This is a genomic window from Tunturiibacter gelidiferens, assembly GCF_051013345.1.
In the GTDB taxonomy this organism is placed as follows: Bacteria; Acidobacteriota; Terriglobia; order Terriglobales; family Acidobacteriaceae; genus Edaphobacter; species Edaphobacter gelidiferens_A.
In genome coordinates this window covers 6,315,924-6,336,318 of sequence record NZ_CP132939.1, presented here as the reverse complement: position 1 = coordinate 6,336,318, position 20,395 = coordinate 6,315,924, and the positions used below count along the sequence as shown (strand labels likewise).

The following is a 20,395-nucleotide window of genomic DNA, read 5'->3' as shown; positions in this document are numbered from 1 at the left end:
TTCTTTTTCGAGGCTCGACTGTCGAAGTGAAATCGCCCAGCTCGCTTGTCGTGCGGAGGCTGGGCTATTCGAGTTGATGCTATGGGCTAGACGGTATTTCGAATCGGGAGGTCGTCTTTTCCGGCGGCGCCCTGCTTGAGCTTGTTCTGGATGTTGCTCCAGACAGCGTCGCTGGGGTCCTGGTCCTCGGTGGGTTCGAAGAGGCTGCGGGCCTGGTCGGCGATGGCTTCGAGATCGCGAACGAGGGCGGCGCAGTCGGGGTTGTTCTTGAGAAAGGTTTGGAGGCGAGGATCGGTGCTGACGTGGCCGTCTCCGTTGGCAAAGAACTCAGGCAGATAAGTCTCGAAGTCAGCTGGAGTCATGGCGTCGAAGTCAAGAGATTTGAACTCAGTCATACCGCTACCTCCTTGAGGCCGTTTGGCTGGGCAGCTGGGTCGGGCTGGCGGAGGAGTTCGCGGAGTTTGAGGCGGGCCTTGTGGAGCTGCGACTTGCTGTTTCCGGTGGAGCACTCGAGCATGGTGGCGATCTCGTTGTGTTCGAAGCCTTCGACATCGTGGAGGACAAAGACCATGCGATAGCCGGGGGCAGGGAGGCTACGGCACGCTCGAGGGCTACGCGATCGACTGAGCCGGTGAGTGCAAGGTCGCGGCTGCCGAAGTCGCGCTTGGGTGCGTCTTCTTCCGAGGGGTTGATGGTCTCTTCGAGAGAGACGAGGTTAAGACCTTTCTTGCGCAGGTGCATGAGCACCAAGTTTACCGTGAGTCTGTGAAGCCAGGTGGAGAAGGCGGACTCTCCGCGGAAGCTGCCGATCTTGCGGAAGAGATGCAGGAACGCCTCCTGAGTCATGTCTTCGGCTTCTGAGACGTTGCCGAGCATGCGGAGGCAGAGGGTGTAGACGCGGCGTTTATGGAGGGCATAGAGGCGGGAGAACGCTTCTGCATCTCCATTCTTCGCTGCTTCGATGGCTTCGGCTTCGCCTGCGATGGGCGGGTTGCGCTTGAAAACGCCGGGAGTAGGTGGTGTTGGTTGGGTCATTCGTAAGCCTTGGACGTCCATAGCTAGACTCCGGATTAAATAAATCATTCACCGTTAAGTTTTCGCCTGCATCGAGCCTACCGCAAACGGAGATTAAGTTCTGTACAGCTAACTTGGATGGAAGATAGGTGGGAAGGGTTGTGTGAGTGGAAGACGTGAGTGATGAGAGGTTTGGCGCTGGGAGAAGCCGATGATTATGAGCCGATGAAGCGGGCGTAGAGGGAGCGTGCGAGGGTGATGTCGGTGGTGCCCTGAATGAGGGCGCGGCCGTCGGGAAAGAGAGTGAAGGTGTGTGGGCCGCGTTTGAAGCGGAGGAGAAGTTCGTTGAAGCGGAGGTCGTGAATATCGGCGTGAGGCGCGAGGCGGTCGCGCATGGCGGCGAAGTCTACGGGGCGGTGATGCTCGTGGATCTGCACGGAGTTGCGGCCGCAGAGAGTGATGTGGGGGCGGCCTTCGCCGGCGAGGTGGGTGAAGATGCGCTGGCCGCAGACGGTGCAGGAGGGGTTGGGTTTGGTGGCGGTGATCTCGGTGCGCTCATTGGACCAGAGGTCGTGGGAGAGAAGAGTACGGCGCATCAGGTGGGGCTGGTTGGTGAGGAGTTTGAGGGCTTCGGTGGTTTGGATGGAGGCGGCGAGGTTGACGGCGGTGGAGAGGATGCCGGCGGTATCGCAGGTCTCGACGGGGCCGGTGGGGGGCTTGGGGAAGATGCAGGCCAGGCAGGCGGTCGGGGCGTAGTTGTCTGTTGCCGGTTCTCCGTTGTCAGTATCAGCTTGCATGCGACGCGGGAGGATGTTCATGGTGGCGGCGTAGGCACCTATGGCGGCGGCGTAGATCCAGGGTTTGGATTGCTGGACGCAGTAGTCGTTGAGAAGGTAGCGGGTCTCGAAGTTGTCGGTGGCGTCGAGGATGAGATGGGCGGGTGCGAGGAGCTCGTGGATGTTGGCAGGGATGAGGTCTGCGATGTGAGAGTGAACGGTGACGTTGGAGTTGAAGAGGGAGATTTTGCGTCGGGCAGCCTCGGCTTTTGGAAGAGAGTCGCGGGCGTCGGCCTCGTCGAAGAGGATTTGGCGCTGGAGGTTGGAGGGCTCGACGAAGTCGCGGTCGATGAGGGTGAGGGTGGCGACGCCGGCACGGGCGAGGAGCGAGGCGGTGGCGGCTCCGGTGGCTCCGACGCCGATGATGGCGACGTGGGCGGAGGCGAGGAGACGCTGGCCGGAGGCTCCTATGCCAGGGAAGAGAATTTGGCGGGAGTAGCGGTCGGTATCGAGAATGCCGGGATCTGAAGCGATGTGATCGGGAGTGGCTCGGTTAGGGGTGTCGGTTTTGAAGGGCGCGTCCCTGGGGGTGCCGATGTGGATGCTCGCGGTCGGTTCTTCGAAGGGGGTGCTGGATGCTTTGACATGATGGAGGTCGCACCGTCAAAAAAAGGCGGCTGTTTCGTAGTATAGGGAAGGACGGATGTGCAGGGAACCGGCTGACAAGCCATTGGCTTTCGGCATCCTACGGTAGAACGGGTTTGCGGGCTGGATGCGGGCTTGCTGCACATCATGAAAGACTTGCTGGGCTCCTCAAAATTAGATAAGGAATGATGGGTGGTTTTTTGGGTCAGGTGCTTCGAGGTCGCGCGCGAATACCACGGTGGATGAGGTACGGGTGTGTCGTTGCGGCGGTGTGGGTCGGGTTGTCGCTGATGGCGGGTGCGGCCCTGGGGCAGGAGGTGCCGGCTGCGTCAACTCCGGCGCGTACGCCGGGTACAGTGCAGAGTGGAGCGACGCCCGCGCAGGGTCAGCAGACCAAGCCAGTTGAGGAGAAGCCGGATTCGGTTGACGAAAAGAATGCGGGGCTGACGACTTCGGTGTGGAAGTGGAAGGGGCTGATCGTCGAGAAGATTCTGTTTGAGGGTGTGAGGTTCGATGCAACGGATACGCTGCCGAAGGAGTTGACGCAGAAGGTGGGCGTGCCGCTGGATCCGCAGGAGGTGCGGGCGAGTCTGCGGCGGCTCTATGCAAGCGGGCGATATCGGGATATTGCGGTTCGAGGGATTCGGCAGGGCGACCAGGTGACGCTGATCTTTGCGGGGACGGCTCGGTACTATGTGGGACGGGTGACGATTGCGGGGGTGAAGAGCGAACGGCTGACCTCGCTGCTGGAGTTTGCCACGAAGCTTTCTCCGGGGACCGCGTTTACCGATTCGCAGATACCGGCGGGGACGGCAGGAATCAAGGAGATTCTGCAGCAGCAGGGGTTCTACGAGCCGACGGTCGCGGTGAAGTCGGAGGTGGATGAAGCAGGCGATCAGGTTAATGTAACGTATACGGTTGCAATTGGACCGCAGGCTCGCGTGGGACAGATAAAGCTGGTGGGTGACGATACAGGGTTGACGACGGAAGAGTTTCGCAAGAAGTCGAAGCTGAAAGAGAACAGCAAGATAAGGCGGGATACGACGAGCAACGCGCTCGATCGATTGCGGAAGCTGTATCAGAAGAAGAACCGGCTGGAGGCGACGGTTACGCTGCAGAAACAGACGTACGACGATGCGCGGGACAAGGTGGACTACGAATTTCATGCTAACCAGGGACCGGAGGTGAAGGTGTCGGTGGAGGGGGCGAAGATTTCTACGAGCCGTCTGCATCTCCTGGTTCCGATCTTCGAAGAAGGCACGATTGATAACGACCTGCTGAACGAGGGTGTGTTCAATATTCGCGACTTCGAACAGCAGCAGGGATTCTTCGACGCGAAGGTGGATGTGAGGGTAGTGGGGAACGGTACGACGGCGGAGCAGGTGGTGTTTACTGTGGATCGCGGGGTGAAGCATAAGGTAGTGGCGGTGGACTTGAAGGGCAACAAGTACTTCACAGATGATCTGCTGCGGGAGCGGATGCGTGTGCAGAAGTCGAATGCGTACCAGCGGAGTGGGCGGTACAGTCCGGCGCTGGTGTCGGGCGATGTGAGTGCGATTCAGGCGCTCTATCGGGCGAATGGCTTTGATCAAGCCAAAGTGACGACGGATGTGAAGGATGTTACGACTGCGAAGAACGGCAAGACGATGAAGGTGGGGGAGATTGCGGTGACCTTCACTATTGTCGAGGGGCCGCAGCAGAAGTTTGGCAAGGTGGACCTGACGGGTGTGAATGCGAGCCGCGTGCAGGATGTGCGGGGATTGATGAATGCGCAGGCTGGCCAGCCGTTTTCGTTGGTAACGGTATCCGGCGACCGCGACACGGTTCTGCAGTACTACCTGGCGCATGGGTTCGACCAGGTGAAGGTGGAGATAAGGCAGACGAAGGAGACGGCGGACGCGGATAAGACGGATGTGTCGCTGAACGTGACCGAGGGGCAGCAGGTGTTCGTCAATCGCGTGCTGCTATCGGGAGTGGAGAAGACGAGGCCGAGTGTTGTCGCATCGCAGATTCTGGTGCATGCGGGGGACCCGCTGGATCAGACGGCGTTGCTGCAGACGCAGAGGAATTTGTACAACATTGCTTTGTTCAATGAGGTTGTGGCGGCGGTACAGAACCCTGCGGGAGACGCACCGCAGAAGAATGTGGTGCTGCAGTTGACGGAGGCGAAGCGGTGGAACGTTACGTATGGGTTCGGGTTTGAGGCACAGACTGGAACGCCGCAACAAGGCATGATCTCGGAGGCCTCGTGCATCCAGTTGATGCTGAACCCATGCAACCAGTTGACGCAGGAGGGGAGGGCTGGAGTGAGCCCGCGGGTGTCGCTGGATGTGTCGCGAATTAATCTGCGGGGGTCGGAGGATTCGCTGACGCTGCACACGTCGTATGGATTATTGGAGCAGGTGGCGATTTTGACGCTGCAGAATCCTCATGTGCATGGGAGCAAGAACTTCAGTGCGGCGATTTCAGGTGGCTACTCGAACATCCAGGACATTTCGACGTTTCAGGCGTCGACGCTGCAGGGGACTTTCGAATTACGGAAAAGCTACGGCGGCGGGATACGTTTATCTACGACTTTCTGTATCGCCGGGTGAAGGTGAACCCGAACAGCCTGCAGGTCTCGGCGGATTTGATTCCGTTGCTGTCTCAGCCTGTGCGCGTAGGCGGGCCGAGCGTTACGTGGTTTCACGATACGCGGTCGCCGGGGCCGCTGAACGCGGTGAAGGGACAGTACTCGACGGTGCAGGGCTTTGTCGCTTCGTCGAAGTTTGGGTCGCAGACGGACTTCTGGAAGCTGGATGGAACGAACTCGACGTACTACCAGTTCGGCAAGCTGAAGTACGTGTTGGCACGCGAGACTCGGATTGGCTACGAGCGTGCGTCGGGTGTGAATCCAAACGTAGGAAACGAAGCGTGCCTTGGAGTGTTGCTTACGACGAATCCCAGCTGCAATGCGATTCCGCTGCCGGAGCGGCTGTATGCAGGCGGCGCGAATTCGCATCGCGGATTTCCGATCAACGGAGCCGGGCCCAGGGACTTGCAGACCGGCTTTCCTGTGGGCGGGTCGGCGGCGTTCGTGAATACGCTTGAGATGAGGCTACCGCCGCAGACTTTGCCGTTAGTGGGGAATAGCGTGAACTTCGTGATCTTTCACGATATGGGCAATGTGTTTCAGAATGCGAGTGATATGTTTCCGAGTTTTACGCGGTTCCATCAGCCGAACAAGCAGACTTGCGCGAACGTTTCGGGGATAATCGGGACCTGCAACTTCAATTATTTTTCACACGCGGTTGGGCTTGGCGCGCGCTACAGGACGCCGGTTGGACCGATTCGTGTGGACTTCAGCTATAACCTTAATCCGCCGGTGTATCCGATCATTTACGACTTCAACAACAGTCCTCCGCATGAGGGGCAGGCTTCGCACTTCAACTTTTTCTTTAGCATCGGAGAGAGCTTTTAGATGCGTTGGATAACGCACAATACGTGCTTGTTGCTGGTTGCGCTTGCGTTGACGCCTGCGTGGCCAAGCGGGCAGGTTTTGGCTGCTTTGCAATCGCCTGCCGGGCAGAAGACGACACCACCGGTTGGTGCTGCAAGTTCCGCGCCTGAGGCTACGCCTGGTTCGGTTGCCCAGCAGGGTGTGGTGCTGGATCGCCTGGTCGCGGTGGTGAATGGCGATGTGATTCTGGAGAGCGATGTCGATGAAGAACGGCGATTTGAGGACATTCAACCTTATCGCAGGACTGCAGGGGACCGTTCGAGGGACAGTACGATCGAACGATTGATCGATCGCGATTTGATCTTGCAGCAGGCGGAACTGGAGCCGGAAGATGCTATCTCCGATAAGGCGTTGGATGACCAGTTGACGATGCTGCGGAAGGATATTCCGGACTGCAAAGAGTATCACTGCGAGTCGGATGAGGGCTGGAAGAAGTATCTCGGCGACCATGGATTTACGGTGGAGGAGTTCCGCGAGCGGTGGCGGCTGCGGATGCAACTGCTGAGGTTTATTGAGGTGCGGTTCCGGAATGGAATCAAGGTTTCGGACGCTGAGATCAAAGAGTTTTACGAGAAGAGAATGGCGCCGGAGTATGCGAAGCGAAATGTAACTCCGCCCAAGCTGGATACGATCTCGAAGAGGATTGAAGAGGTGCTGCTGCAGCAGCAGGTGGGGACGCTGCTGGTGGATTGGTTGAAGTCGCTGCGGGTGCAGGGCAGCGTGAAGATTATGAATCCAGGTGAGGTGGCGCCATGAGCGACCTGGAGAAAAAACTTAGTGACAAAAAAGACGAGCTCGAGGCGAAAGTTGCCGGTGAGATTGCGAAGGTGAAGAGGTCGCTGGCGAAGCGGATGATGATCTGGATCGGCTGGACTGTGGCCGCGTTGCTGGTGCTGGTGGTGGTGCTGTTTGTGGCGTTCGCCTGGTATTCGAAGACGAACGACTTCAATCGTCGCGTGGGGAAGGAGGTTGTTAAAGTTCTGGAGGACGCCACTGGCGGAAGAGTGGAGCTGGCGAAGATCAGCTTCGATCTTTGGCACCTTGCCGTAGAGGCCGATGGGCTGGTGATCCATGGGCTTGAAGGACCGGGAGAGGCTCCTTATCTCGCGGTGGATAAGGTTCTGCTTCGTGTAGAGATCTTCGACTTCTTCACGCATGTAACGGGCAGCGGGATTTCTTCGCATGTGAGGTTGAACTACCTGGGAGTGGAGCATCCTCAGTTCCATTTGATCGTTGATAAAGATGGAAAGACGAATCAACCGGTGCCGAAGCATCCTAGTACGAGCAAGGAGTCGGTTACAGATACGCTACTGGACCTGAAGGCGCAGGAGGTGGTGCTGTCGAATGGAGTGGCGGTGGTGAATAACCGGGCGATTCCGTTCAACGTTGCTGCGCGAGATCTGGATGCGGAGGTACATTACCTTGCTGCGACGGACCGGTATGGCGCAACGGTCGACATGAAGGATCTTCGGACGAAGATGGGGAAGCAGGCGGAGGCGCAGTCGGCGTTGAGCCTTACGCTGGAGTTGGGAAGAGACACGATTGAGTTGCAGCGGCTGAACTTCACTACAGGCAAGAGTTCCAAGCTGGATGCGACCGGGAGCTTGAAGAACTTCGCTAAACCAGAGTGGCAGGCGACCGTGAAGGGAACGGTCGAGATAAAGCAGATTTCGGTGCTGGCCGATGTGGACGGTCTGAATGCAGGCACGGTGGATCTGGATTTGAATGGGCACAACTGCACGACCTCACCCTCGGTGGCGCAGAAGCATCCGCCGTTCTGGCGACGAAGCCATCCTGCGGAGACTGCGAAGCCTCCGCGGCCGCTGCCTCCTGATCCGGATTGTGTGGCTGGATATCTTCTGGTGGGGACGGCGAAGATTCACAAGGCGGCTTACAGGGATGAGAATGTTCGATTGCACGATATCGATGGCGGCGGGACGTTGCATGTGACGCCTACGGAGTTGTTGTTGACTGCGCTGACGGGATATCTGCCTGGCGGAGGCAGCGCGGCGGGTGAGTTGCGAATTGCGAACTGGCTAGGGGAGGTACCGCCGCAGGATGTTGCGGTGAGTTCGTCTTCGACCAAGGCTGCGATCACAACGGCGAATACCACTGCAAAGACGATCGGGGCGAAGGCTCCGATTACGGAGCCGGTGAAGGTGCCGCCGGTGCAGGTTGCGCACGCCTATTTGACTGCGACGGTTACGAAGATTCCGCTGCGAACGATTATGGACGTGACGGCACCGGAGGACTATGGCGATCTGGGATTTGATACGGCTGTGAGCGGGCCGGTGAAGGTGGAGTGGGGCGGCCCGGCGAAGAATATCTCCGATACGGTGGAGGTAGATGGAAATTTGACGTTTGCTCCGACGGGGTGAAACGGCGTGGCGCGTTGAACGATGTTCCCGTGACGGGGCAGACTCAGGCTCACTACACGGGTCGTAACGAGACGGTGATGATTCAGCGGATTTCGTTGCAGATGCCCGAGACGAACTTTGAGGCGTCTGGAGTTTTGGGAGTGAATCAAGGTGATCCACTGACGGATCTGCGGGTGGACATGACGGTGCGGGATCTGTCGGAGTACAACCAGCTGCTGACGACACTGGATCTTGAAGGAAATGGAAAGAAGGGTACCGCCGCAATCCCTGTTGTGTTGCATGGCGCAATGCAGTTCAACGGTACAGCGAAGGGGAAGATTGCGGATCTTGATGTGAAGGGGCATCTGCAGGCTGCGAATGCGGAGTTCGCACTGGGAACGACCGATGTGTTGATCGATTCTCTCGTGACGGATGCGGAGTATTCGCCGAACACCGGGGTGGTGGTGGCGAGTTCGACGATCAAGCGAGGGACTGCGGTGCTGAATGTTGAGGGCAAGATTGCGCCGCGGAAGGTGGTGTCGCGACGTGGTGTGCTGACTTATTTGTGGGACGACGGGATGGCTCTGGACGCGAAGGTGCAGCTCGCCAATGCGCAGGTCGTCGATGTATTGCAGATTGCAGGGCAGCAGGAGAAGGTTTCACTGACAGGAACGGTGGCGCTGAACGGACATGCGGTGGGGACACTGAGGAGTCTGAGTGGAGGAGGACATCTTTCGTTGATGAACGGTGTGGCCTACGGGGAGCCGTATGAGTCGGCGGTGGCGGATTTGACGGTACAGGGGAGGGATGTGGAGGCGAACAATGTCGTGCTGCGGCTGCACGGGATGCAGATTGCGGGCAATGGTGGGTATGACATGAGCACGGATCGCCTGCATGGGCATATAGAAGGGCATGACATTCTGCTGTCGAAGTTTGAGACGGTGAAGAAGGCGAAGAACGATGTCGATGGAAGGGTGACCCTGGTTGCGGATGCGAATGGGACGGTGACGCAGCCCGGGTTGAAGGCGAATGTGACGTTGAGCGGCGTCTCTTATCGGGGGCAGATGATTGGCGACGCGACGGTGGAGGCGCATAGTCAGGGAGAAGTGATGTACTTCACCGCCAACTCGACGCTGGTGGGATCGAAGTTGAATGCTTCGGGACAGACGCGGTTAACGGGTGACTATCAGACAGAGGCGAAGATGACCGTAGCGGATCTTGATATCGGCAAGCCGCTAGCGATGTTTGGGCCGGGAACCATGAAGGCGCAGTCGGCGATTAATGGCAGTGCGACTGTGAGCGGGCCGCTGAAGACACCGAAGGCGTTGCGAGGTGAGGCGGAGTTCAGCCAGGTCGATATAAAGCTGCAGGGGGTGGAACTGAAAGCTGCTGAACCCTTGCGGGTGGGACTGCGCGATGGTTTGGCTACGCTCGAGCAAGTTCACATCACGGGGCAGGATACAGATATGCGTGCGAGTGGGACGGCGCAGTTGTTTGGAGCGACGGACCCGAAGGGAGGCAAGCTGGATGTGAAAGCGACCGGGAGCGTGAGCACGACGCTGCTGCATACCTTCGACTCGGATGTTATTTCGACCGGCAAGGTGGAGTTCACCGTGGGCGCCGGCGGGTATGTGACGAATCCGGAGCTGACGGGAAAGGTTCAGTTTGACAAGGTGAATGTTGCGATCGATGGCGTGCCGAATGGGTTGAGCAATATGAACGGCACACTGGTGTTCAACGGCGACCGGCTGCAGGTGCAGAGTCTAACTGCGACGACTGGTGGAGGAACACTGAAGATCGGCGGGTTCATTCGCTACAAAAATGGTTTGTATGCGGACCTGTCGGCGACGGGCGACGTGGTGAGGGTGCGGCTGTACGGGCTAAGTGCGACGGCGAACGCGAATCTGAAGTTGCAGGGAGGGCCGGAGAGCTCGCTGTTCAGTGGAACAATCTTGATTACTCGATTCGGCGTGGGGGCTGATGTGGATTTTGCAGCGTTCGGTTCTGCAGGAGGAGTGAGTCCGCCTCCCGATCCGAATGCGCCGGCGAACAAGATTCGTTTGGATGTGCATGTGACAAGTGCGCCACAGCTCGATTTTCAGAACTCGTATGCAAAGCTGGCGGGGACCGTTGATTTGCAGATTCGCGGGACGGCTGCGGTGCCTTCCATGCTGGGACGGATTGAGATCAATGAGGGAAGCGCGACGTTTGCGGGGACGAAGTATCAATTGCAGCGGGGTGAGATCTACTTTACGAACCCAGTGCGCATTGATCCGATCATCGACCTGGATGCGACGGCGCAGGTGGAGAACTACGACATTACGATTGGGCTGCATGGGACTTCGACGAATTTGAAGCCGACGTATCGGTCGGAGCCGCCACTGAGCGAGTCGGATGTGTTTGCCCTGCTGGCGCTGGGACGGACGCAGGAGGAGGCGCAGCTCTACCAGGAGCGGCAGGTGCAGCAGGGGACCGATCCGACGACGAGCGCGTTGTTGGGTGGAGCGTTGAATGCTACGGTGAGCAATCGCGTGGAGAAGTTGTTTGGCGTGGGCAGCGTGAAGATCGATCCGGCGTTTGTGGGGACGCTGGGTGGCTCGTCGGCGAGGATCACGGTGCAGCAACAGTTGTCTCGGCAGATTACGGCTACGTTTGCGACGAATGTGAATACTTCGGCGCAGCAGTTAATCCAGGTGCAGTATGACCTGAACCATGACAACTCGATTGTGGTGGCGCGTGACGAGTCGGGCGTATTCAGCATTGTCTACAAGCTGCGGAGGAGATATCGTTAGCGCGCTGAGACAGATGTTGCATCGTACTAAGTGCGGATGACGGTGCTTCGCGCGGTTACGCGACGCAATATTTTCGGAGGAAAGATATGAGCAGGATGAAAAATTTTGCACGCGTCGGCGTGTTGGGTTTTGCTGGTCTGGTGATGTTGGGCGGGACATCGAACGGTGTGGCCCAGAGCGCGACCAGCAATGTCGGATCGGGGACAAACGATGCGCAGATTCAGGCGGATGTAACGAAGGCGCTGGATAACAAGCGATTCAAAGATGTGAAGAGTTCGGTGCAGAATGGCGTGGTGACGCTGACGGGTACCGTTGAGCTTTACAGCGCGAAGGTCGACGCGGATGATCGCGCGCACCACCGCAAGAATGTGAAGGGCGTTGAAAATCAGATTGAGGTTGCGGGGCCGGAGGTCGATGACGTGATGCTTCGGAACAAGCTGGCGGAAAAGCTGGCGTATGACCGGGTTGGGTATGGAACGACGGCGTTCAATGCGTTTACGATCGGCGTCGAGAAGGGCGTCGTGACGCTCGGCGGAACTGCGTATGGTCCCACGGATAAAGATTCAGGGTTGAGCCTGGTTGAGAACTATCCGGGTGTAAAGGATGTAATTGACAATGTGGAGGTGGCGCCGGTGTCGCCGATCGATGACCGGATTCGATTGGCAGAGGCGCGGTCGATCTATGGGTTTCCGCAGTTGAACAAGTACGCGATTGATCCGGCAAAGCCGATTCGGATCACGGTGGTGAATGGGAATGTGACCCTGTCGGGTGTGGTGGACAGCCAGTCGGATAAGGATGTGGCGAATATACGGGCTAATGCGGTTTCGGGAGTGTTCAAGGTGGTGAACAACCTGGAGGTGGTTGGTGGTGAGGCGGAGAAATCGGCTAAATAGAGCTTGTTTTGGGCGTTTAGACCGCTCCGGTTAGGTCGGCGGGGCTCAGGTCTTTTACGATGGAAGGATGGCATCGTTGTGGAAGAGTACGGTTGTAACACTTGAGATGATCAAGTGGGAGCATTCGGTGTTTGCGCTGCCGTTTGCGTTGACGGGAGCTGTGCTGGCTGCGGGTGGCTGGCCGACACTGCGAGTTCTGAGCTGGATTATTGTCTGCATGGTAGCGGCGCGGTCTGCGGCGATGGCCTTCAACCGGCTGGCGGATGCACAGTTGGATGCAGCCAACCCGCGTACGGCGATGAGGGCACTGCCTGCGGGGACGCTGAGTAATGGGTTCGTCGCAGGATTTGTGGTGGTGTCGATCGCGCTGTTCATGCTGGGTGCGGCGATGTTGAACCGGTTGACGCTGGAACTTGCTCCTGTGGCGCTGGCGGTCGTGCTGGCCTATAGCTACATGAAGCGAGTGACGCGGTGGTCGCATGTTGTGCTGGGGCTGGCCTTGGGAATTGCGCCTTCAGCGGCGTGGATTGCGGTGAGGGGATCGCTCGATATCAGGATTGTGGTGCTAACGGCGGCGGTGCTTTTGTGGGTCGGCGGTTTCGATGTGTTGTACGCGTGTCAGGATTTCGAGCACGACCGCAAGGTGGGTTTGAACAGTGTGCCGCAGGCTTTTGGCATAACCGCGGCGTTCTGGATTGCGCGCGCAATGCATGTGGGAATGCTGCTTATGCTGTGCTGGCTGATGGAGTTGTTTGGACTGGGAAGGGTCGCCATGTTGGGGGTTGGACTGGTTGCGATCCTGTTGCTGTATGAGCACTCGATTGTTTCGCCCAAGGATCTACGGCGCATGAACGCAGCGTTCTTTACGTTGAACGGGGTGATCTCAGTGGTGTTCTTTGGGTTTGTGGCAGCGGATGTGTTGTTGCGCAAATAAAAAGGCCCGCTCGATGGCGGACCTTTGATGGCTTGCAGGTTGGTTTAGCTGCGGTGCTCTCTTTTGAAATTGTCCAGCTTTTCGTTCACGCTGTCCTTTACATTGTGGGCTGCGTTCGCGATCCTCTCACGCATGTTGTGGGCGGTGTCTTGCGCGCCGGCTTTGAAGTTTTCGCTATTGACGTCGGCGCGAGCGCGGACATCATCATTTGCAACCGCCGCGGCATCTTTGGCGTGGCCCCAGGTCTCTTTAGCGGCACCTTTTACCTGATCCGCAACGCCTGAGTTGGCGAGTTTTTGATTGCCGACAGCTTCGCCGACGCTCTGCTTGATCTTCCCTGCTACCTGGTCAAACTTACCTTCTGCTTTTTCGGTGTTCATGGGTTGCTCCTTACTTACAAGTGAAGCGGGAGGGCTGCGCTTGAATTGTGGATTGGTTAGAGTGCTCGTCTACCGGACATCAGGTTGAAGATGAGCACGATGATGGCGAGGACCAGAAGGATGTGAATCCATCCACCGAGGGTGTAGCTGCTAACAAGACCAACGATCCAGAGGATGAAAAGAATAATTGTGATTGTCCAAAGCATTTCGTTCTCCTAAACGATTGCCGGTCTTGCGTCTCCGGTTCGCTGTGATGGTATTCAAACTCAGGCCCTTCTTGTGGTTAAGTTGCCGGGTTCGCCGAGGGGGTTGCCAATGAGCATAAAATATGAACCTGATGAGAACGAATATGCGGGGTGTATGGATTGAAGGTGGCAATTCAAGGAGAGTTGGGCTCGAATAGCCACATGGCGGCAGTCGAGATGCTTGGGAGTCCTAAGGATTTAGACATAGTTGCGTGTACCGTGTCCGCCCACGTGTTGGCGAAGGTCATCGCGGGTGAGGTTGACGCGGCTGTGCTGCCGATTGAGAACAGCCTTCACGGATCGGTTGCTGAACACTACGATCTGTTGCTGGATCTGCCGGTGCACATAGAGCGGGAGAGCCTGCTGAGAATTCGACACAATGTAATTACGATGCCTGGGGTGAAGCTGCAGGAGGTGAAGAGAGTGATGTCACATCCCGTTGCGTTGTCGCAGTGCAGGAGATTTCTGGCCTCGCATCCGGAGTGGGAGGTAGTCCCCTTCTACGATACGGCGGGAAGTGTGAAGCGTCTGATGGCTGAAGGTTTGCGGGATGTGGCTGGGATCGCTCCTGCGCTTGCCGCCTCGGAGTACGATGCTGAAGTGGCGGTGGCTGGCGTCGAGGACCATGCGGAAAACTACACAAGGTTTCACCTGGTTCGTCGAGACGGCAGGGTTTCGGGTGAAGCCGGAGCGGACGAGAACAAGATGAGTCTCGCCTTTGCCATCGAGCATCGCCCCGGAACGCTGGTAGCGGCTTTGCAGCGACTGGCTGAGGCGGGGGTGGATCTGACTAAGATTGAATCGAGGCCGGTCCCGGGCAGCCCGTGGGAGTATGTCTTCTATGTGGATGTGCGGTTCAATTCACCGGAGCAGGCCAAGACTGCTTTGATTGCGCTGCGCGAACACTGCCGGATGGTCAAGGTGCTGGGGCGGTACCGGGCGGCTTAGGCGGTAGCGCCGGGGGCAGCGATGCAGGAACTGTGCGGCTTTTAGCCTTGGGGGCAGTGGCCAAGTGGCAGGTGGAGGCGTAATATGCCGAGTACTGTGAGCCGTTGGGCGGTCTCGCCATGGCGGTCTGTGGGCCAGGGTCTGCGTCGACATAGGGCGAATGATGGTTTGGCGGCGCTCCGGCGCGACCTCTCCTATTTGGAACTGAGCCTCGCATTCTCTCTATTAGATAGTTACTCACTGATGTGAAGGGGGTTATGGCCGATGACGGAGTGTGAAGAGACACGTTTTCCGGAGAGGGGCCATAGTTTGCGACCAGACGAAGACTTGCTGCATCGAATAGTGGATAATCTGATAGAGGTACACTCAATGCCAAGCGACTTTGTAAGTGTGATTCAACCGACCTCAACCAAGGGTAGCGAAGGACCAGGCGCGGAGGTGGTTGGAAAACGTCCTGTTCCGGTGTTGCCGGTGCGGGATACCGTTCTGTTTCCTCATGCAGTGCTTCCCCTAACGGTGGGACGCGATAGCTCGATCCAGTTGATTCAATCTCTGGGTGAGGAGAAGACCATTCTGGTTGTGGCGCAACGGGATGCGCGGCAGGATGCTCCGCAGGCTGCAGATCTGTTTGCGACTGGCACCAGAGCTACAGTGCACAAGGTCGTCAAGATGCCGAACCAGAGCCTGTTTGTGTTCACCGAGGGCAATGAGCGGGTACATCTTGGCGATTTTGCGCAGATGACGCCCTTTATGACGGCCGAATATGAGGCCATTCCCGACGTGGATCCGCAGCAGACACCAGAGGCGGAGGCGCTGCAACGGAATGTGGTCAGCCAGTTCCAGCAGATTGTGACCTCGTCTCCTACGCTGAGCGACGATCTGCAGACCATTGCGATCAACATCGACGAACCCGGGCGGTTGGCGGACTTTATCGCCTCCTCGCTTCCGTTTTTGACGACGACTGACAAGCAGGAGCTACTGGAGACGCCAGATGTTTCGGCGCGTCTGGAGCGAATCAACAAGCACCTCGCGAAGGAGCTTGAGGTGCAGCAACTGCGCAACAAGATCCAGACCGAGGTTCAGGATTCGGTGCAGTCGTCGCAGCGGGACTACTACCTGCGCGAGCAGTTGAAGGCGATTCAGAAGGAACTGGGTGACCAGGACGACACTCAGAAGGACATCGCTGAACTAAGGGAAAAGATCGAAACCGCTGGGATGCCGGAGGATGTGAAGAAGGATGCGCTGAAGGAGCTTGGCCGTTTGAGCCGGATGAATCCTGCGGCGGCGGACTACTCGCTGACCCGGAATTATGTGGAGTGGCTGGCGGTGCTGCCGTGGTCGAAGACTTCTTCCGGTGGAGTGGACATTTTGAAGGCGAAGGCGATTCTCGACGAGGATCACTATGGCTTGAAGAAGGTGAAGGATCGCATCCTGGACTACCTTTCGGTGCGGCGTTTGAAGCCTGATATGAAGGGCCCGATTCTCTGCTTCGTTGGGCCTCCTGGCGTGGGTAAGACCTCGCTGGGACGTTCGATCGCGAAGGCACTCGATCGGAAGTTCTCACGCATCTCGCTGGGCGGTATGCATGATGAGGCGGAGATTCGCGGACATCGGAGGACGTACATCGGCGCGCTGCCTGGGCAGATTATTCAGCATCTGAAGCGGGTTGAGGTGAAGGACCCGGTGTTCATGCTGGATGAGATCGATAAGCTGGGGCGCGATTTTAGAGGCGATCCTGCTAGCGCGTTGCTTGAGACGCTTGATCCGGAGCAGAACAATACGTTCCGCGACAACTATCTCGATCAGCCGTTTGATCTGAGCAAGGTGCTGTTTATCTGTACCGCGAACCAACTGGATACGATTCCCGGGCCGCTGCTTGATCGTATGGAGATCATTGAACTGACCGGTTATACGGAAGAGGAGAAGGTGAACATCGCCATCAAATACCTCATTCCGCGGCAGATCAAAGAGAACGGAATTACAGAAGAGCAAATTGAATTTCCGAAGGACAGCGTGCATCTGATCGCGCGGCACTACACGCGGGAGGCTGGTGTTCGTAGGCTTGAGCAGCAGATTGGTACCGTTTGCCGTAAGGTCGCGCGCAAGATTGCGGAGGGTCAGACAGAGAAGGTTGTGATTACTCCTGAGATCGTGCACGAGTTTCTTGGTGGCATCAAGGTGCGCGTGGACACCGAGATTGCAGAGCGGACAAAACGCGCTGGCGTTGCAGTTGGGCTTGCCTGGACACCGGCGGGCGGCGATGTTTTGTTCATCGAAGCGAACCGGATGAAGGGTAAAGGCGGGTTCACGATCACTGGTCAGATTGGCGATGTGATGAAGGAGAGCATGCAGGCTGCGTTGACCTGGGTGCGCTCGAATGCCGCGTCGTTAGGGCTCGAGGAGGACTTTACCAAGGATATGGACCTGCACATTCACGTGCCTGCGGGTGCGATTCCGAAGGATGGTCCTTCGGCTGGCGTGACGATGGCGACTGCGCTGGTGAGCCTGTTGACGGACACTCCGGTGCATCCGCTGACGGCGATGACGGGCGAGATTACGCTGAGCGGCAATGTGCTGCCGGTTGGCGGAATCAAGGAGAAGTTCCTTGCGGCGAAACGGGCCGGCGTGCGCGATGTGATTCTGCCGACGGACTGCAAACAGCAGGTAGATGAGGACTTAACGCCGGATCAGATAGAGGGCGTGACGCTTCATTACGCTGCTCGGATTGAGGATGTGTTGGCGGTTGCGCTGCCTAAGACTCGAGAAGAGAAGGTCGAGGACGAGGTGGTTCGCGAAGAGGTTCTTCACGCTGCGGTGTAGGTTGGAGCGGGAAAGAAGGGCGGTTCGGCGGTTGCCGGATCGCCTTTTTTTGTTTTTGCGGAGAGATTTTTTTGTTTTGTGGTGGAGGGCGTTTTTGCAGGGGTTTTTGCAGAAAATGGGTGTTTTAGTGTGGTGTTTTTGTGGTGAGGATGTGGTGATTTGCGTGGCTGGTGTGGTGATTTAGCGGTCGTGTTTTGAGCGTCTAAAAATGTGACACGTTTTGGAACTTTATTTTCGGGTGGTGGCTGGGATGATGACGGTTGGACATTCGACGCTGGAGTTGGAGGCGTTTCTGGGGGCGCTCGCCGAGAATGGCTGCTCGACGCTGGTGGATGTGAGGCGGTATCCGGGGTCGAAGAGGCATCCGCAGTTTGGGCAGGAGAGGTTGTTCGGTTCGCTTGCGGGGGTTGGAATTCGCGGAGTGGGGAGGGTGGGGTTGGGTGGGCGGAGGGCGGCGAAGAAGGACAGCGTGAATACCGGCTGGCGAAATGAGAGTTTCCGGGGGTACGCGGACTATATGCAGACTCCTGAGTTTGCTGCGGAGATTGACTGGTTGATGGGGTTGCCGGATCTGAAGACTGCGGTGGTGATGTGTGCGGAGGCGGTGCCCTGGCGGTGTCATCGGTCGCTGATTGGGGATGCGGTGCTTGCTCGAGGCGGGGAGGTGGAGGATATCTTTGTGACTCCTGATGGCCGAAGCTCACGGAAGCCACATCAGATGATCGAGTTTGCGCGGGTGGAAGGTGGAAGGGTGTGGTATCCGAGGGCGGCGGATGTCAGGTTGTTGTTCGATTAGGTGGTTCGTTTCCGGCTTTCTTGAATGCAGCCAGGCAAACTCGGGTTTCTTGCGCGAGGCCAAGGGCGAGATATATTTTGACATCCACATGAGGGGACATTTACAAGATGTTTAGTGCTGTAGGGCGCAACGAACCTTCGGGCCGAACGGGCTACGCTCGCCTACGATCTCAATCGACGCGCGCCCTATGCCCAATCTCGAAAATCTTAGAAAGCAAGCGAAGCTCTACCTGCGTTGGCATCGTGAGGGTTATTTCCCGGTCGCGGCGCAGATTCGAGCGGTGCTGCCGCGCTTCCTGCATTTGACCGATCGGGCTGTGCTTGCGCACAGCTTCAGGCTGTCTGACGCTCAAGAGTTGATTGCGAAAAAGGCCGGATTCGAGAGTTGGGAGGCGTTCCTTAAAGGAATCAGGGGGGCCACAAAGGAGTTCAAACGAAGGGGTCGACACGATGCAAGAGCTAAACGCCGAAACCTTATCCAGACCAACAATTCTCGCCGCCGAACCTCAGCTCTTTGTCGCGGATGTTGAAGCCTCGTGTGAGTTCTACACGAAAAAGCTGGGGTTCCAGGTTGCTTTCACCTACGGGGCGCCACCCTTCTATGGGCAAGTGTTCCGCGATGGAGCGAGTTTGAATCTCCGGCATGTCGACGAACCAGCAATGAATACGGAGCTTCGGGACAGAGAACACCTACTCTCAGCATGCATCACGGTCGATGAGGCAAAGCTGCTCTTTCTTGAATTTCAAGCTGCGGGCGTGGCATTTCATCAGGCGCTGAAGACAGAACCGTGGGGGCGCGCACCCTCATCCTTCGTGACCCTGACGGCAATCTGATTCTTTTTGCCGGGCGAGGGCGGTAGTACGAGGAAGGTTAGCTGGCTCAGGCCCGCCGACACGGGCCGATGCTGCTACACGGTGTGGTGATCTGACGGTCGAGGCGGCAAGGTTGCCGAAGCTCGTGGGGCGATTTGTGTCAGGAGATGGCAGGTGAGTCCTGAAGACAGGTTGACCAAGTACCAACCGGTGGGTAGGGTGATCTGTCAGAATTTCTTCGCCGAATATTTTTGCATTTTCGTAAGTGAACTTGATTGGTTCTGCAGAGCGGCGGGTGCTTGCTGGATGATTTTCGGCCGGGCCGGTGTTGCGGCGGCCGTAGAGATGCTTTCTGTTCGATCAACCTAAGGAGGAAGACGATGACGCTAGAGAATGGGAAGGGCGGGCCCTCGAACTTTGTCTGGTATGAACTGGTGACTTCGGATGCGAAAGCTGCTGAGGCCTTCTATCGCGGCGTGGTGGGATGGGAGGCGGATGTGCAGGCAGGCGTGACTTCGGGAGAGCCCTACACGATTTTGAAGGCAGGAAAGGTGCCGGTGGCGGGGATGATGGCGATGCCGAAGGAGTTCTTTACCGGTGAAACCAAGCCGGGATGGATTGGCTACATCGGCGTGGAGGATGTGGAGGCGTACACGAAGCGAGTGCAGGAGGCGGGCGGGAAGGTGCACCGGCCTGTGCGGGAGATTCCAGAGGTTGGGCGTTTTTCTGTGGTGGCCGATCCGCAGGGGACGGTGTTTGTGCTGTTTCAGGCGAAGGAGGGAGCGGAGAGGCCGCCTGAGCCGGCGGTGGGAACACCGGGTTATGCGAGTTGGCATGAACTGCATGCGGTGGATGGGAAGTCGGCGTTCGAGTTTTATTCGGGGATGTTCGGCTGGAAGAAGACTGAGGCGATGGATATGGGGCCGATGGGGGTGTATCAGATGTTTGCGACGGATGGGCCTCCGATCGGCGGGATGATGACTGCTGAGAATCAGGCGAATCGTCCGGGTTGGATTTATTACTTCAACGTGGAGAGCGCGGATGCGGCGGCGGGAAGAATAGGGGAGAGGGGCGGCAAGGTTCTGATGGGGCCGCATGAGGTTCCCGGTGGGAGCTGGATTGTGCAGGGGTTTGATCCGCAGGGGGCACTGTTTGCGGTGGTGGGGCCTAAGTAGTTTCTGCCCTTGGAAGAGAGCGAAGACGAGGGCAGATTTTGCGCAGTGACAGAAAGAAAGATAAAGGCAAAAGCAAAGACGAAATGCGGGGTTTCTCCGCTGCGCTGCTCACGATGAGACCGTGAGCAGCTTCGGTCGAAATGACGTTTTTTGTTGATTGGAAGAGAGCGGAGACGACGGCAGATTTTGCGGGAGTGACAGAAAGAAAGATAAAGGCAAAAGCAAAGACGAAACGCGGGGGTTTCTCCGCTGCGCTGCTCACGATGAGACCGTGAGCAGCTTCGGTCGAAATGACGTTTTTTGTTGGTT

Annotated in this window: 16 protein-coding genes and 1 pseudogene; 12 read left to right on the top strand and 5 right to left on the bottom strand. The window is 57.6% G+C overall.

Annotated features, from left to right (window positions below; translation table 11 throughout):
* Positions 1 to 86: 86 nt before the first annotated feature.
* The 3 genes and pseudogenes from RBB80_RS32105 to RBB80_RS32095 form a co-directional block, all read right to left on the bottom strand.
* Positions 87 to 395, bottom strand: coding sequence for a hypothetical protein (locus RBB80_RS32105; RefSeq protein WP_433966143.1), 309 nt, complete (start codon positions 393 to 395; stop codon positions 87 to 89).
* A pseudogene (locus RBB80_RS32100) lies at positions 392 to 1,056 on the bottom strand (RNA polymerase sigma factor). The gene RBB80_RS32105 and the pseudogene RBB80_RS32100 overlap by 4 nt, the downstream one beginning before the upstream one ends.
* A 173-nt stretch (positions 1,057 to 1,229) precedes the next feature.
* On the bottom strand, positions 1,230 to 2,324 hold the full coding sequence (locus RBB80_RS32095) for a ThiF family adenylyltransferase (protein WP_433969992.1): 1,095 nt from the start codon (positions 2,322 to 2,324) through the stop codon (positions 1,230 to 1,232).
* A 353-nt stretch (positions 2,325 to 2,677) separates the two neighbouring features.
* On the opposite strand from RBB80_RS32095, the gene RBB80_RS32090 reads away from it, so the two are divergent.
* From RBB80_RS32090 to RBB80_RS32060, 7 genes are all read left to right on the top strand, one after another.
* Complete coding sequence (locus RBB80_RS32090; RefSeq protein ID WP_433966142.1) at positions 2,678 to 5,029, top strand: POTRA domain-containing protein; 2,352 nt, start codon at positions 2,678 to 2,680, stop codon at positions 5,027 to 5,029.
* Complete coding sequence (locus tag RBB80_RS32085) at positions 5,026 to 5,895, top strand: BamA/TamA family outer membrane protein (RefSeq protein WP_433966141.1); 870 nt, start codon at positions 5,026 to 5,028, stop codon at positions 5,893 to 5,895. The genes RBB80_RS32090 and RBB80_RS32085 overlap by 4 nt, the downstream gene beginning before the upstream one ends.
* Positions 5,896 to 6,690, top strand: coding sequence for a peptidylprolyl isomerase (locus RBB80_RS32080; RefSeq protein WP_433966140.1), 795 nt, complete (start codon positions 5,896 to 5,898; stop codon positions 6,688 to 6,690).
* On the top strand, positions 6,687 to 8,312 hold the full coding sequence (locus tag RBB80_RS32075; protein ID WP_433966139.1) for a hypothetical protein: 1,626 nt from the start codon (positions 6,687 to 6,689) through the stop codon (positions 8,310 to 8,312). The genes RBB80_RS32080 and RBB80_RS32075 overlap by 4 nt, the downstream gene beginning before the upstream one ends.
* A 14-nt stretch (positions 8,313 to 8,326) precedes the next feature.
* On the top strand, positions 8,327 to 11,083 hold the full coding sequence (locus RBB80_RS32070; RefSeq protein ID WP_433966138.1) for a translocation/assembly module TamB domain-containing protein: 2,757 nt from the start codon (positions 8,327 to 8,329) through the stop codon (positions 11,081 to 11,083).
* Between the two features lie 95 nt (positions 11,084 to 11,178).
* Positions 11,179 to 11,976, top strand: a complete 798-nt coding sequence (locus RBB80_RS32065; protein WP_433966137.1) for a BON domain-containing protein — start codon at positions 11,179 to 11,181, stop codon at positions 11,974 to 11,976.
* 67 nt (positions 11,977 to 12,043) lie between these two features.
* Complete coding sequence (locus RBB80_RS32060; RefSeq protein WP_433966136.1) at positions 12,044 to 12,910, top strand: UbiA-like polyprenyltransferase; 867 nt, start codon at positions 12,044 to 12,046, stop codon at positions 12,908 to 12,910.
* A gap of 44 nt (positions 12,911 to 12,954) precedes the next feature.
* Here the strand turns inward: RBB80_RS32060 and RBB80_RS32055 are convergent, their stop codons facing one another.
* Both RBB80_RS32055 and RBB80_RS32050 read right to left on the bottom strand, forming a co-directional pair.
* Positions 12,955 to 13,290 carry a CsbD family protein gene (locus RBB80_RS32055; RefSeq protein ID WP_433966135.1) on the bottom strand — a complete coding sequence of 112 codons (336 nt, stop codon included), beginning with the start codon at positions 13,288 to 13,290 and terminating at the stop codon, positions 12,955 to 12,957.
* A gap of 56 nt (positions 13,291 to 13,346) precedes the next feature.
* A complete protein-coding gene (locus tag RBB80_RS32050; protein ID WP_433966134.1) occupies positions 13,347 to 13,496 on the bottom strand; it encodes a lmo0937 family membrane protein in 150 nt (49 codons plus the stop codon).
* Positions 13,497 to 13,661: 165 nt separating this feature from the next.
* On the opposite strand from RBB80_RS32050, the gene RBB80_RS32045 reads away from it, so the two are divergent.
* The 5 genes from RBB80_RS32045 (at position 13,662) to RBB80_RS32025 (ending at position 20,086) form a co-directional block, all read left to right on the top strand.
* A complete protein-coding gene (locus RBB80_RS32045; RefSeq protein ID WP_433966133.1) occupies positions 13,662 to 14,483 on the top strand; it encodes a prephenate dehydratase in 822 nt (273 codons plus the stop codon).
* A gap of 369 nt (positions 14,484 to 14,852) precedes the next feature.
* Complete coding sequence (lon, locus tag RBB80_RS32040) at positions 14,853 to 17,303, top strand: endopeptidase La (protein ID WP_433966132.1); 2,451 nt, start codon at positions 14,853 to 14,855, stop codon at positions 17,301 to 17,303.
* A 220-nt stretch (positions 17,304 to 17,523) separates the two neighbouring features.
* Entirely contained in the window at positions 17,524 to 18,099 is a 576-nt protein-coding gene (locus tag RBB80_RS32035; RefSeq protein WP_433966131.1) for a DUF488 domain-containing protein, read from the top strand.
* 449 nt (positions 18,100 to 18,548) lie between these two features.
* Complete coding sequence (locus RBB80_RS32030; RefSeq protein ID WP_433966130.1) at positions 18,549 to 18,932, top strand: VOC family protein; 384 nt, start codon at positions 18,549 to 18,551, stop codon at positions 18,930 to 18,932.
* Between the two features lie 359 nt (positions 18,933 to 19,291).
* Positions 19,292 to 20,086, top strand: a complete 795-nt coding sequence (locus RBB80_RS32025) for a VOC family protein (RefSeq protein WP_433966129.1) — start codon at positions 19,292 to 19,294, stop codon at positions 20,084 to 20,086.
* The last annotated feature ends 309 nt before the right edge of the window (positions 20,087 to 20,395 follow it).

Bases quoted from the DNA above. Each gene is read 5' to 3' on its own strand.
- RBB80_RS32105 (WP_433966143.1), bottom strand. From the start codon at position 395: ATGACTGAGTTCAAATCTCTTGACTTCGACGCCATGACTCCAGCTGAC.
- RBB80_RS32090 (WP_433966142.1), top strand. From the start codon at position 2,678: ATGAGGTACGGGTGTGTCGTTGCGGCGGTGTGGGTCGGGTTGTCGCTG.
- RBB80_RS32080 (WP_433966140.1), top strand. From the start codon at position 5,896: ATGCGTTGGATAACGCACAATACGTGCTTGTTGCTGGTTGCGCTTGCG.
- RBB80_RS32075 (WP_433966139.1), top strand. From the start codon at position 6,687: ATGAGCGACCTGGAGAAAAAACTTAGTGACAAAAAAGACGAGCTCGAG.
- RBB80_RS32065 (WP_433966137.1), top strand. From the start codon at position 11,179: ATGAAAAATTTTGCACGCGTCGGCGTGTTGGGTTTTGCTGGTCTGGTG.
- RBB80_RS32060 (WP_433966136.1), top strand. From the start codon at position 12,044: ATGGCATCGTTGTGGAAGAGTACGGTTGTAACACTTGAGATGATCAAG.
- RBB80_RS32055 (WP_433966135.1), bottom strand. From the start codon at position 13,290: ATGAACACCGAAAAAGCAGAAGGTAAGTTTGACCAGGTAGCAGGGAAG.
- RBB80_RS32050 (WP_433966134.1), bottom strand. From the start codon at position 13,496: ATGCTTTGGACAATCACAATTATTCTTTTCATCCTCTGGATCGTTGGT.
- lon (WP_433966132.1), top strand. From the start codon at position 14,853: ATGCCAAGCGACTTTGTAAGTGTGATTCAACCGACCTCAACCAAGGGT.
- RBB80_RS32030 (WP_433966130.1), top strand. From the start codon at position 18,549: ATGCAAGAGCTAAACGCCGAAACCTTATCCAGACCAACAATTCTCGCC.
- RBB80_RS32025 (WP_433966129.1), top strand. From the start codon at position 19,292: ATGACGCTAGAGAATGGGAAGGGCGGGCCCTCGAACTTTGTCTGGTAT.